This window comes from Nocardia sp. NPDC055053, from assembly GCF_053608285.1.
Genome location: NZ_JBSGVD010000072.1, coordinates 1 through 12,171 on the forward strand (window position 1 = coordinate 1; position 12,171 = coordinate 12,171).

The following is a 12,171-nucleotide window of genomic DNA, read 5'->3' on the forward strand; positions in this document are numbered from 1 at the left end:
GAGCAAGCAACGGTGCCTGACCGGCGGGACACAAGGGGCCGCGACTCGAGCGCGCCAGCGCTCCAGGATTACTGCGCGAGCAGCTTTTCCGTGGCCGCGAGCAGCACACAGGTCGCCAGGCCGTCCATCGCCTTCTCCAGTTCCGGCAGCTGCGGGAAGGAGGGAGCGATGCGGATGTTCTTGTCCTCGGGGTCGTTGCCGTACGGGAACGCCGAGCCCGCGGCGGTGAGCGCGATGCCGGCGTCCTTGGCCAGCGCGATCACCCTGGCCGCCGTGCCCTCGAGCACGTCGAGGCTGATGAAGTAGCCGCCCTTCGGCTCGGTCCACGACGCGACCTTGGAGGCGCCGAGGCGATCCTCCAGAACGCGGCGGACCAGCGCGAACTTCGGCTCGAGCAGCCTGCGGTGCTTCTGCATGTGCTCACGCACGCCCTCGGCGTCGGTGAAGAAGCGCAGGTGCCGCAGCTGGTTGAGCTTGTCGGGGCCGATGCTCTTCTTCGCGGCGTGCGACAGGTACCAGTCCAGGTTCGCCCTGGACGCGCCGAAGAAGCTCACGCCCGCACCGGCGAAGGTGATCTTGGAGGTGGAGGCGAACACCAGCGGGCGGTTCGGGTTACCCGCCGCCGCGGCCATGCCGAGGACGTCGAGCACCGGCGCCGCGGTGTCGGTCAGCGGGTGCACCGCGTAGGCGTTGTCCCAGAACAGCCGGAAGTCCGGCGCGGCGGCAGGCATCGTAACCAGCTCGCGGACAACCTCTTCGGAGAAGACGGCGCCGGTCGGGTTGGCGTAGTTCGGCACCGCCCACAGACCCTTGATCTGCGGGTCGTTTGCCAGCAGCGCCGCGATGGCCCTGGTGTCGGGGCCGTCGTTGTTCATCGGGATGGTGATCATCTCGATGCCGAGCGCCTCGGTGATCGCGAAGTGCCGGTCGTAACCGGGCGCCGGGCACAGCCACTTGATCGTCTCCTCCGCGACCCAGCGGCGCGGCGAATCCGGGGTGCCGTAGAGCATGGCGAAGACGATGTTGTCGTGCATGAGCTCGAGGCTGGCGTTGTTGCCCGCGATCAGCTGCTCGACCGGGATGCCGAGCAGCTCGCCGAAGATGGCGCGCAGTTCGGGCAGGCCGTTGAGGCCGCCGTAGTTACGGCAGTCGGTGCCGGACCCGTCGCGGAAATCGCCGTCACCGGGTAATGCCAGTAGGGACGCGGACAAGTCGAGTTGTTCCGATGATGGCTTACCTCGGGTGAGATCCAGCGTGAGCTTCTCGGTCTCGAGCTTCGCGTAATTCGCGGTCTGGGACTCGTGCTCGGACACGAGTTCCGCGTGGCTCATCAAACCGATCTGCGTTTGCCGGGGCATCCTGGGCAGCCTTTCGAAGCAGCAAGGTGGAGGGGTGCACGCTGCGCGTGCCGACACCCGCAACGTTACCCGGCGGTTGCTCGGAATCGGTGGGGTATCCGGGGCCCGATGAGGCTCGCACGCTGCGAAGGTGCGTAGGCCGATCGATCAGGCGGGGATCCCCGGAAAATAAAGGGGACCCCGCGCACCCGGCAGAGCCCGTTGACCCTTGCTGCCTTCCGGCCCTGGGGGAGTTCACAGGATGCGCGCCGCGCGGGATCCGTCGGCCAGTGTAGCGGCTGTCGGGCCGTCTAGCGATCCGAGGGTGCGAACAGCAGGTCAGCGGCACGAGCCATGACCTGGACACGGGTGCGGCCCTCATGGTCGGCGGCGAGGAAGTGCCCGCCGATCACCGCGCAGAAGGCGAGCAGGCTGCGGGCCTCCACTTCGTCGGGATCATCGCAGAATTCACCGATCGTCTCGCGCAGCAGCGCCATTCGCCGATTGTCGACCCGGCGCAGGCGCTGCGCGACGTCGTCGTCGCGGCGGGCCCAGTCGCGGATGGCGAGATCGATCGGCAGCAGCCGGTTGCTGGAGAAGGTGAGCACGCCTGCCAGCCGCGCCTTGGTCTTCGGGTCCACCCCCGCGTGCTCGACCTGCTCGATCACCTGGTCGACGGCCTCGCTCTCCCACGCCTCGAGCATGGCGGCCAGCAGCGCGTCGCGATCGGCGAAATAACCGTAGAACCCGCCCTTGGTGACGCCGATCCGCTTGGCCAGTGCCTCCACCCTGACCGCGTCGACGCCCGAGGAGGCAAGGACTTGCAGGCCTTCCTCGACCCATCTCGACCGGGGAGTTCGCGCGACGCCCACGACGTGTTCCACCTCATATCGCTCGGCTTCGACCGCCACCCGAGCGGCCAGAGCCCCCAGTGTACGTATCCGTATAGTCCACCGATCCGCCCTGACCGGCCCGACCCGTTTTTACACCGGGGCACCGAGACCGCTATGCTGCTCCACGGAGGATTCGCCTAGTGGCCTATGGCGCTCGCCTGGAACGCGGGTTGGGTTAACGCCCTCAGGGGTTCAAATCCCCTATCCTCCGCCACAGCAGGGCCCTGATCGGTTCGCCGGTCGGGGCCCTGCTCGTTTAATCGGTGGATCTGTCGGTGGGCTTCCGTAGAGTGAGCCCCGACAGTGCGGGAGACCCCCACCACACCCACCGCCGGTGTCGCCGCCACGGTCACAGATGTGTGCGTGCCGACACAGTGGAGTGGGTACCCAACCCCAGTGCCCGTCCGTAAACGGACGGCGTGTGCCGGTCGATATTTACCCGACGGCGCCCCCAAGACATCAGAAAGACATCATTCGTAGTGAATACAGCAACTGAAACGAGCATCGGTCGCGACGCGACCGGGCCGATCCGGCTGATGCTGCGTGACCGCCATGCCGCCACGGGCCCGATCGACGGCGCCTGGTGGCCGCGTACCGATCAGCCGATGACCGAGCTGCGCCAGCTGGTGCACGCGGTATCGCCGCGCATCGGCAAGCTGGCCCGCCTCGGATTCGACTGGAACGCCGTCGATTCCGCCGACGAAGCCAAGGGCGAGCAGGCCTCGCGCATCATGCACGTGGTCGGCAGCAACGGCGCCGCGCTGGCGCTGCTCGTCATCCCGGCGGCGACCGAGGCGCCCGCAGCCCGCAGCCAGATGCGCTGGGCGGCGGGCAAACCGCGCATCCAGGATCCCGCGCCCGCCGAATCCGCTGCCGACGGGCCGCGCACCCTCGTCCAGACTTAGTTCATCGATCGCTGGTGTAGGTCGGGTCGAAGTCGCGCGGCGCGCCGCGGCGGCTCAGCAATCGGTCGAACCACTCACCGAGGACGACGCCCGCCGCCAGCGCGCAGCCGACACCGAACGCACCGAGAATCTGCCCGAAACCGAGCAGCGTTTCGTCCTCCAGCAGGGCATACAGCCCGCGATACACCTTCAGACCAGGCAGCAGGGGCGTGATGCCCGCGACCGCGACGACCAGCGGTGGCGTCAGCGCCCGGCGCGCCATCAGACCACCGGCCAGGCCGACCAGCGTGGCCGCCATACCGGAGGCGACGACCGGTCCGAACCCGATGTCCTGCGTGACGAGGAAGGCCACGGTGCCCGCCGCACCGCTGAGCCCGGCCGCGAACAGGGCACGACGCTCGGCGTAACAGGCCAGCGCGAAGGCGATCGCCGCCACCGCACCGGCGCTCAGCTTGATCGCCAGGAATTCGGTGTCCCGGCCCGCGCTCGCCGCGATCTCCGGCACCGCGATCCCCAGCATCGTCGAAATCCGCAGCGCCAGACCGATACCGGCGACGATGCCGCCGGTCATCATCACCACCTCGAGCATGCGGGCCGCCGCGGTGATCGGCGCGCCGGTGATGGCGTCCTGCACCGAACCGACCAGCTGCTGCCCACTGAGCAGCACGGTGATGCCCGCGGCGACGATCAGCGCGGCGTCGGCCCGCCAGTGATCACTGAACGCCGCCAGCGCGATGGCGGGCGCGGCGGCGATGACACCGCCGATCATGTGCTGGAAGAAGATCGGCAGGCCGAGCTGATGCAGCGCCCGGTTGACCACGTCGATCAGCGCGGTCGTCGCGAAGCTGATGGCGGCGAGCAGGACGCCACCGCCGAGCAGCACCGCGATCGCGGCCGCCAGCAGCGACCAGCCCGCAGTGGACACCCACCGTGGATACGGGTGCCGCGACGAGACGATCTCGTCGAGCGCGGCGTGCGCCTGGTCGACGGGCACGACCTGGGTTCGGATCCGGCGGGTCAGGCGGTCGACCGCGGCCAGCCGGGTGAAATCGAGCGAGCGGTACTTCACGATCCGCATATCGCTGGCCGGCGGCAGCCGGGGACCGCGGTCGGCCCAGATGCGGATCGCGTCGAAGGTGACGTCGATATCGCATTTGTCCAAGCCGTAGGTGGAGGCGATGAAGCGCACCTGCGCCAAGGTATCGACGACACCGGTACCCGCCGACAGCACCACCTCACCCACCCGCACCGCCAGGTCGAGCACCTGCGACACCTCGGCGTCGTCGGTGAGATCGATCGGCTGCAACGGGGTTGGCGCCGCGGTGATGTTGTCGGCGGTGGCGCGCTGAGAGGGCAGGACGAACGGCCTGCGCAACCGCCACCGCTGGCGCAGACCCGGGCGTTCGGTGATCGTGCCGCCGTCGCCTTCCGCCTCTTGGTCAGCACTCATACCATCGACGGTAACGGCGTTCACGGCACGTTCGTCATCTCGCAACGAGTTCGTCAACGTGTCGCGTTGTCACGGCGTGGTGGCTCAGATGTCCTCGATCAGGCCGGTGCTGTAGGCCGTGGCCGCCAGGTGCTGCAAGCAGCGCGGACCACACCCGTCGTGCTGAGTCAGCACGAAACGGGCCTGCTGGAGCGAAGAGATGGGAGAATCGGCCACGCAGTCGGCATGTGCGCCGCGCCAGTGGTCTTCGCGACCCCTGGCGGTGGCGCGCGATGACGGCGGGTCTGGTGCGGATGTGTCCAGCAGGGTGTGACGGTAGGGGCCGGCGATGGAGGCGATGACTGTATGAACACCGGGACGGGGAAGGTGATCCAGGAGCGGCGGCGGTTGCTCGGGCTGTCGCAGCCCGCGCTCGCCACCGCGATCGGGGTGAGCTCGCGGCAGATCACCCGGTACGAATCCGAGGAACAGTCGCCGACGCTGCCCGTCGCGATCCGGCTGGCCGACGCGCTGCAGATCTCGCTCGCCGAACTGGCAGGCATCGTCGACAACCGGATCGACCTGGCGGGCCGCTGGTGGGCAGCCTGGCAGAAAGCGGCGAACCACGGCGACGAGGTCGAGGTAACGCCGGTGACCATCCGGCACGAGGGCGACCACCTGCTGATCGACTCGGCCGCCGAAACCCCTGCCGCGCAGGACGACCCGACCACGCAGATGCGGGGCGAGATGCGGGTGTGGGACGGTGACGCGCTCACCGGCTGGGTGCGCGGCATGGACGTCGGCTGGCCGATCGGCACCATCTACTACTCGCTGCATCCCCAGGGCGCTCATGCGGTCGGCTCGTGGACGACGAAATCCGGCGCGGACGGTGTCGTCCGTGGCTGGAGCGCCCTGGCCAGGGAGAAGTCCGACGCCGAGAAGCTCCTGTCGGAACTGGTCCGCACCGACGGCACGGTGGAGTCGTGGCCGGGGAGTTCGCGCTCGGACTGAAGCCGTCGCCGGATGTCGTGCACGCTCGGCCTGCCGCGGTCCCCGGGCGGCAGGAGTAGCAGGTAGCGGGTCAGCGCTCCGAATACGAACAGTCCCACAGCAATCCACAGGTAGATGTCCATCTGTCCCCTCCGAACCAGTCGGTGCTGCACAGGTGACGCGGTATGGTGGTGTCGAAGCCACCGCAGCAAAGTATGGTCGCCGTCAAGACCTTTTGGACAGCAAAAAGCGTCTACAAACGTCTACAGTTCTCTACGATGGGTCCATGTCCAGTCGGGGCGAGCAGGGGAACGGCGAGACCACCGTCGTCGGGGCACGGTTGCGACAACTCCGCGAAGAGGCCGGGCTATCCCTGGCCGCACTGGCGACCCGCGTCCCCTACTCCCGGGCGGCGCTCGGTCACTACGAAACCGGAACGCGCGCAGCGCCGTCCGAGGTGATCGACTGGTACGAGCGGGTGCACGCGCAATCGGCGCCCACCCTCCCCGCGACCCGTCGACGCGACCCACGCGCCGCCGACGCCGCCCTCGCCGACGCGATCGCCACCAAGCTCGGCGCCACCCGCCCGCTCATCGAGATCGGCCACCCACACCAGACCGGCACCGGCTATTTCTGCCCGTTCCGCATCGACGGCCTGATCGAAGGCCAGGCAGCGGGCACCGATCCCGCGACCGCACTGCATTCGGCCCTGCGCGCCATCGGCGTCGAATTGCGCCGCAAACGCGACTAGTGCGCCGCGACGACCGCCGCCAGCGACTCGCCGAGCAGGGTCAGATAGCGATCCGGATCGGCCAGTACCTCGGCATCGGAATGCACTGACAGCGTGATGGTTTCGCCGATGCCATGGACGCCGTGGGTCAGGTGCATGACAGTGCCGAGCGCGGGGAAACCGCCGGTAAACAGGACGGGGGCGCCCGCGAACGCGAGATCGGCCGCGCCACGGTAGACGCTGGAGACCACGGTGTTGCCATCGAGGGCGTCCGGGACGCTGCCGAGGTCGGCATGCGCTACGTCACGTGCGGCCAGCACGGCCGGGACCGTCTCGCCGACCCGGTCCTGCACGGCGAGTAATGGATTCAGGGCGCGCTCGCGGCGGGTGGCCAGGTCGGCGGCGATCAGGTCAGCGCGGACGGCGAGGTCGGGTTCGTCGATGTGCAGGTCGATGGACAGGCCACGGTAGTTGTTGCGCGCCGTGCCCGACGCGGGCACCGCCATCGGCAGGGCGGTGCCGAGACTTTCGGGCCGGTCACCGTGTTCGGCGAGGTACACCGACAGCGCGTGCGATATGGCCGTCAGGGCAACGACTGTGACGGTTCGGCCGGGCACCCGGACGGCCGCGGCGTCGACGACCAGTAGCCGCACCCGGTGATCGAGCGCGGCTACCGGCGTCGCCGGGTTGACCCGGCACGGTGCGAACCCGATTGTGGCCGCTGGCACCTCACCTGCCGCCGTGCGCTCCGCCAATTCCCGCTGCGCCTGGTAGGCGGCGTAGCCCCGCCGGATCGTGGTGACCAGTTGCCGGGGAAAGCGCAGCACGCCAGACACTCTCGAACCGGCCGTCCATGCACAGATCTGTCCACAGGAATCCACAGGCTGTGCAGGAGTTTTCACAGGTCCGACCGGGCGATCTGCCGAGTTATCCACAGGTTCACCGGGAGACCTGGGGACAACTTCACCGGCCGCCACCTGCGCGAACAGTGCTCGCGCGACAGCGGCGGCGCGGGTGCCGTCGGCCAGGGCGTGCGAGAGCTGCAGCACCACGACGAGCGCGGGCCCGGCCGCCACCGGCACATCACGCACGGCACGGAAAACATGGATACGCCAAGGGAATTCGGTCGCGTCGAGGCCGGTGCCCAGAAGTTCGCCGAGGCGGTCGAGCAGGAAAGGCCAGCGCAGACCGTCCGGCCGATGGGCCACGAATTGCTGGGACGTGAATTCGGCGGGCTCCCACCGGGGATAGTCGAGATTGCCCGGTATCTCCCGCAGCCGGATCCGCAGATCCGGAATGGACGCGGAACGCGCGGCGACGAAAGCGCCGAGTTCGGCTGTGGTGGCGTCGGTTTCGGCAAAGCAGTAGAGCAGAAACACATCATTGACGGTCCGCCGTGACAGCCAGAACATCGTCGCGTCACGTGGCGCCATCGTGGTCATCCGGCCACGATAGGCCACCACAGAGTAAGGCCCCGAGTCCTACCGACCCGGGGCCCGCGCTGCCTTCTCGAGGCGCATGGCGCGGATCAGCCGCGCGCGAACTCTCCCGCGGTGACGTCGGCTAGAAACGCTCGCCACTCTCCCGGTCCGAAGGCCAGCACGGGACCGCGACCGCGATCCTTGGTGTCGCGGACCGCGACATCGCCGCCGGCGAGAAAGGCCACTTCCACGCAGTTCCCATCGGGTCCGCTGTAGGTGCTCTTCCGCCACACAGCGTCCGTCACATCAACCTCCACGGCACTTACTCCTTTGCATGATCGAGAACGGGATTACTCCAGGAATCGTTGCAACATTCCGATATCCGGCGCGACCGACGAGTTACTTCGTGGCACCCAAAGCACTGCCACACGGCGCGCGCAACCAACCGGCACGAACCAGCGCATCGAGGCGTTTCCGCCTCCGGGGGCTGCCCCCGCGGAAGAGACACTAGCAGGTCTTCCGCAAGTTTGCGGATGAGAATTTGCTTTCTCATATGGGTTTGCCAAGCTTGCGAAGCTTCACGTTTGCGGGAGCATTGCCGGACCCTCGCACACATTCCGTATCCGGCTGACACATCAACTATTACTTCCGTGTGATTAGTCTGTGATACGTCAATTTCTCACCAGCTCCACCCGTCCCGTGCGCACCATCCGCGGCGGGCGTGGATCATGGGGGAATGATCTCCCGTGACCGCGACGCCGCAGGTCGTGCCCGTAACGACCGCCCAAGGGACCGGCTCGGCAGGCCGCTGCCACCCGGCAGTGCCGGAGTCGCCCGAATTCCGGACGACCTCGAGCTCGCGCCCCAGCAAACTCTCACCTTCGCTCAGCAACTGCTGGACGACGGTTTGGCATTCAATGCCCACGAGGTATTGGAGGCCGCGTGGAAGAACGGACCGGTAGCCGAGCGGATGCTCTGGCAGGGCCTCGCGCAATACGCCGTCGGCATCACCCACATCCAGCGTGGAAACGCCAAGGGCGCGGGTACTCTCCTGCGCCGCGCGAGCGAGCGGCTCGGCTCCTACCCGGCGAATGCCCAGCAGCACGAGGTGGACCGCGCCGGGCTGATCGCCCACGCGGCCGAGCTGCTCGCCGCGCTCGACGCGGGAACCACCATCCCCGAGGAAGAGCTGCGACCGCGGCTGTGTCACGAGCGCGCTTAAGCTTGCTTGGTGCCAACCAGCCCTTCCACCGGCGCAGGCCGGTACGCCCCGAGCCCGTCGGGTGAACTGCACCTGGGCAATCTGCGCACCGCGATCCTGGCCTGGCTGTTCGCCCGCACCACCGGACGCGCGTTCCTGCTCCGCGTCGACGACCTCGACCGGGTCCGCCCCGGCGCCGCCGAACGCCAGCTCGACGATCTCGCCGCCATCGGCATCGACTGGGACGGCCCCGTGGTGCGCCAGTCCGAGCGCCTGCCGATCTACGACGCGGCGATCGCCGAACTCACCGCGGCGGGACGCACCTATGAATGTTTCTGCACCAGACGCGAAATCCAGAAGGCCGCGTCGGCGCCGCACGGGCCGATGGGTGCCTACCCCGGCACCTGCCGTCACCTCAGCGGCGCGCAACGCGCGGCCCGGCGCGCCGAAGGACGGCCCGCCGCACTGCGATTGCGCGCCGACGTCGACGACTTCGAGATCACCGACTTGCTGCACGGCCGATATCACGGCGCCGTCGACGATTTGGTGCTGCGCCGCGGCGACGGTATCCCCGCCTACAACCTGGCTGTCGTCTTCGACGATGCGGCCCAAGGCGTCGACCAGGTGGTCCGCGGCGACGACCTGCTGCCGTCGACACCGCGCCAGGCCTATCTCGCCGAGCTGCTCGGCCTGGCCTCGCCCACCTACGCGCACGTGCCACTGGTGCTCAATCAGGAGGGCAAGCGGCTGGCCAAACGTGACGGCGCCGTGAGCCTTTCGGACCAACGCGCGCTGGGCAACACGCCCGAGGACGTGGTGGCGGCGATCGCGGGTTCACTCGGCTACACCGCACGGACAACAGCAGAGCTCCGCGAAGTTTTTAACGCAAGGCGCGTACCGAAAAAACCATGGATACTCGAGTCCATCGGGTTGTTCCGACCAGAGGGATGTCCGTAACGTACGCAGCGACCGATCTACTGATCACGACGAGGACGAATTTATGACCAGCGGTGGTTACGACCCCAACCAGTACCCGCAGGGCGGTCAGCCCGGCGGCTACGGCCAGGACCCTTACGGCCAGCAGCAGCCGGGTTACGGCCAGCAGCCGGGATACGGGCAGCAGCAGCCCTACGGGCAGCCCCAGCCCGGCTACAACCAGGACCCGTACGGCCAGCAGCAGCAGCCCGCCTACCCGCAGGGCCAGTACGGCCAGCAGCCCTACGGCCAGGATCCGTACGGCCAGCAGGGTTACGGCGGCACGCAGGCCGCCGACCTCGGCATCCGGATCGGCGCGCGCATCATCGACAACCTGATCATCGGCATTCCGCTGTCGATCGTGCTCGGGCTCGTCGTCGGCGGCGGCACGGGTGGCCAGATCATCACCTCCGCGATCCTGTCGCTGGCGGTGTACGGCTACTTCGTCGGCATGGAGGTCAGCCAGGGCACGACGCTGGGCAAGAAGATGCTCGGCCTGCGCGTGGTCGCGCCCGGTGGTGCGCCGAAGCTGACCCCCGAGCAGTCGCTCAAGCGCAACCTGTTCACCGGTGTCAGCGCGATCCCGTGCATCGGTTCGCTGATCGGGCTCGGCCTGACCATCTACATCATGGTCACCATCTCGCAGGACCCGAACAAGCAGGGCTGGCACGACAAGTTCGCCGGCGGCACGCAGGTCGTCAAGGGCTGATTCTCAGCTGACGAAAACGTCAGGGGCGCTTCCGGGTACGGAAGCGCCCCTGTTCGTTTTTGGCGAGTCAGTAAGTCGACGTGGACGAATCGAAGGCACCCGACATGCCCAAGATGAACACGAACACGAAGTAGAGGATGCCGAGCACGATGGTGATCGCGCCGATCCAGATGCCCGCCAATGCCATACCGCGGCCTTCACCGCCGCGCTCCTTGATCTGGTTGAGCGCCATGATGCCGAGCACGATGCCGACGATCGAACCGATGCAGGTGCACAATCCGACCAGCGAGGAGACCAGTGCGCCGATCGCCAGGCCGTTGGTGCCCTGCGGCGGCGGGAATCCGCCGTACGGCTGGTATCCGCCCCCGGCCGGGTAGGCGCCGTAGGCAGGCGGCTGCTGCGGCTGCGGGTACTGCGGCGCGGAAGGCTGCTGGTAGTTGGGGTACTGCGGCTGCGACGGCTGCTGGGGGTACTGCGGGGCCGAACCCGGCTGGGCGGGCTGCTGCGGATACTGCGGCGTCGACGGGTAGTTCGAAGGCTGCGACGGCTGCTGCTGCGGGTACTGCGGCGCCGAGCCCGGCGCGCCGGACTCCGGCGACACGCCGGAGCCGCCGTACTGCTTCCACCATTCGTCGGAATCGCCGGGATTCGTCATTGGTACAGCCTATTCCACAACCCGCGCCCGTGAGGCACCCCGACCTTGGTTGGATAGAAGCCGTGACTGATGCAAACACGCTCGACCAACCTGCCGAATCTGGGCGCCCCGCGCCGGACCACGCGGCGTTCGCCCAGGTTGCGCGGGGGTTCTACCCGGTAATTGTCGCCCTGTTCACGGCGACGCTGATCATCTCCAACATCTGCGCCACCAAGGGCGTCGAGTTCTTCGCCGACAAATCGGTGATGCTCGGCCCGCTGCAGATCCTGCCGATCGCGACCGACGGAGCCTTCTTCCTCTTCCCGCTCGCCTACATCCTCGGTGACGTGCTCAGCGAGGTGTACGGCTTCCGTGCCACCCGCCACGCCATCTACACCGGTTTCGCCGCGCTGCTGCTGACCGTCGGTGCCTTCGCGATCGCGATCCGGCTTCCCGCCGCGGGCTTCTACGAGAACCAGGAAGCGTTCCGCACGGTCATCGGCACCACGCCGCAGCTGGTGCTCGCGGGCCTGGCCGGCTACTTCGTCGGGCAGTTGCTGAACTCGGCCACCCTGGTGCTGATCAAAGAACGCACCAAGGAGAAGCACCTGTGGGCCCGGTTGCTCGGCTCAACGGTGGTCGGCGAGTTCGCCGACACGCTGATCTTCTGCTCGATCGCCGCCACCGCCATCGGTATCGACAGCTGGCAGTCGTTCGTCAACTACGTGCTCGTCGGCTTCCTGTGGAAGACGCTGGTCGAGATCATCGTCATGCCGATCACCTACCGCGTGATCGCGTTCCTCAAGAAGACCGAACCGACCTACGCCCCCGCGAAGGTCGACGCACTGCACGATTGATTGGAGCGCTGGCGCGCTCGAGGTCGCGGCCCCTTGTGTCCCGCCGGTCAGGCACCGTTGCTTGCTCCTTCGTCGCCTACGCAACGGCAC

14 protein-coding genes, 1 tRNA gene and 1 other RNA gene are annotated in these 12,171 nt (G+C 67.9%); 8 read left to right on the forward strand and 8 right to left on the reverse strand.

Features of this window, described 5'->3' with window-relative positions:
- Window positions 1-68: 68 nt before the first annotated feature.
- From ACWF82_RS33900 to ACWF82_RS33910, 3 genes are all read right to left on the reverse strand, one after another.
- Window positions 69-1,358, reverse strand: coding sequence for an aminotransferase class I/II-fold pyridoxal phosphate-dependent enzyme (locus tag ACWF82_RS33900; RefSeq protein WP_452507652.1), 1,290 nt, complete (start codon window positions 1,356-1,358; stop codon window positions 69-71).
- A gap of 169 nt (window positions 1,359-1,527) precedes the next feature.
- Window positions 1,528-1,622, reverse strand: an RNA gene (gene ffs / locus ACWF82_RS33905) — signal recognition particle sRNA small type.
- A gap of 26 nt (window positions 1,623-1,648) precedes the next feature.
- Window positions 1,649-2,221, reverse strand: a complete 573-nt coding sequence (locus ACWF82_RS33910; RefSeq protein WP_452507653.1) for a TetR/AcrR family transcriptional regulator — start codon at window positions 2,219-2,221, stop codon at window positions 1,649-1,651.
- A 135-nt stretch (window positions 2,222-2,356) separates the two neighbouring features.
- Here ACWF82_RS33910 and ACWF82_RS33915 point away from each other — a divergent pair.
- Window positions 2,357-2,444: transfer RNA gene (locus tag ACWF82_RS33915), tRNA-Ser, on the forward strand.
- A gap of 265 nt (window positions 2,445-2,709) precedes the next feature.
- On the forward strand, window positions 2,710-3,135 hold the full coding sequence (locus ACWF82_RS33920) for a DUF5994 family protein (RefSeq protein ID WP_452507654.1): 426 nt from the start codon (window positions 2,710-2,712) through the stop codon (window positions 3,133-3,135).
- Between the two features lies 1 nt (window position 3,136).
- Here the strand turns inward: ACWF82_RS33920 and ACWF82_RS33925 are convergent, their stop codons facing one another.
- Window positions 3,137-4,585: a threonine/serine ThrE exporter family protein gene (locus ACWF82_RS33925; RefSeq protein ID WP_452507655.1), complete on the reverse strand. Its 1,449-nt coding sequence runs from the start codon at window positions 4,583-4,585 to the stop codon at window positions 3,137-3,139.
- An 84-nt stretch (window positions 4,586-4,669) separates the two neighbouring features.
- Window positions 4,670-4,801 carry a hypothetical protein gene (locus tag ACWF82_RS33930; protein WP_268241490.1) on the reverse strand — a complete coding sequence of 44 codons (132 nt, stop codon included), beginning with the start codon at window positions 4,799-4,801 and terminating at the stop codon, window positions 4,670-4,672.
- Window positions 4,802-4,930: 129 nt separating this feature from the next.
- Here ACWF82_RS33930 and ACWF82_RS33935 point away from each other — a divergent pair, with 129 nt between their 5' ends.
- The gene (locus ACWF82_RS33935) at window positions 4,931-5,575 is read left to right on the forward strand and encodes a helix-turn-helix domain-containing protein (protein WP_189032260.1); all 645 of its coding nucleotides are present in this window, start codon (window positions 4,931-4,933) and stop codon (window positions 5,573-5,575) included.
- A gap of 265 nt (window positions 5,576-5,840) precedes the next feature.
- A complete protein-coding gene (locus ACWF82_RS33940; protein WP_452507656.1) occupies window positions 5,841-6,305 on the forward strand; it encodes a helix-turn-helix domain-containing protein in 465 nt (154 codons plus the stop codon).
- On the opposite strand, the gene ACWF82_RS33945 is transcribed toward ACWF82_RS33940, so the two are convergent.
- Together ACWF82_RS33945 and ACWF82_RS33950 are read right to left on the reverse strand one after the other, a co-directional pair.
- Complete coding sequence (locus ACWF82_RS33945; RefSeq protein ID WP_452507657.1) at window positions 6,302-7,726, reverse strand: wax ester/triacylglycerol synthase domain-containing protein; 1,425 nt, start codon at window positions 7,724-7,726, stop codon at window positions 6,302-6,304. The two genes, ACWF82_RS33940 and ACWF82_RS33945, sit on opposite strands and share 4 nt — an antisense overlap.
- A gap of 86 nt (window positions 7,727-7,812) precedes the next feature.
- Window positions 7,813-8,010: a DUF397 domain-containing protein gene (locus tag ACWF82_RS33950; RefSeq protein ID WP_308248653.1), complete on the reverse strand. Its 198-nt coding sequence runs from the start codon at window positions 8,008-8,010 to the stop codon at window positions 7,813-7,815.
- A 431-nt stretch (window positions 8,011-8,441) separates the two neighbouring features.
- Between ACWF82_RS33950 and ACWF82_RS33955 the strand changes: the two genes are divergently transcribed.
- The 3 genes from ACWF82_RS33955 to ACWF82_RS33965 are packed head-to-tail and all read left to right on the forward strand — an operon-like array spanning window position 8,442 to window position 10,590.
- Complete coding sequence (locus ACWF82_RS33955) at window positions 8,442-8,927, forward strand: DUF309 domain-containing protein (RefSeq protein ID WP_452507658.1); 486 nt, start codon at window positions 8,442-8,444, stop codon at window positions 8,925-8,927.
- Window positions 8,928-8,936: 9 nt separating this feature from the next.
- The gene (gene gluQRS, locus ACWF82_RS33960) at window positions 8,937-9,863 is read left to right on the forward strand and encodes a tRNA glutamyl-Q(34) synthetase GluQRS (protein ID WP_452507659.1); all 927 of its coding nucleotides are present in this window, start codon (window positions 8,937-8,939) and stop codon (window positions 9,861-9,863) included.
- A gap of 43 nt (window positions 9,864-9,906) precedes the next feature.
- The gene (locus ACWF82_RS33965; protein ID WP_452507660.1) at window positions 9,907-10,590 is read left to right on the forward strand and encodes an RDD family protein; all 684 of its coding nucleotides are present in this window, start codon (window positions 9,907-9,909) and stop codon (window positions 10,588-10,590) included.
- A gap of 67 nt (window positions 10,591-10,657) precedes the next feature.
- On the opposite strand, the gene ACWF82_RS33970 is transcribed toward ACWF82_RS33965, so the two are convergent.
- On the reverse strand, window positions 10,658-11,245 hold the full coding sequence (locus tag ACWF82_RS33970) for a DUF4190 domain-containing protein (protein WP_452507661.1): 588 nt from the start codon (window positions 11,243-11,245) through the stop codon (window positions 10,658-10,660).
- Window positions 11,246-11,307: 62 nt separating this feature from the next.
- Here ACWF82_RS33970 and ACWF82_RS33975 point away from each other — a divergent pair, with 62 nt between their 5' ends.
- A complete protein-coding gene (locus ACWF82_RS33975) occupies window positions 11,308-12,081 on the forward strand; it encodes a queuosine precursor transporter (protein WP_452507662.1) in 774 nt (257 codons plus the stop codon).
- The last annotated feature ends 90 nt before the right edge of the window (window positions 12,082-12,171 follow it).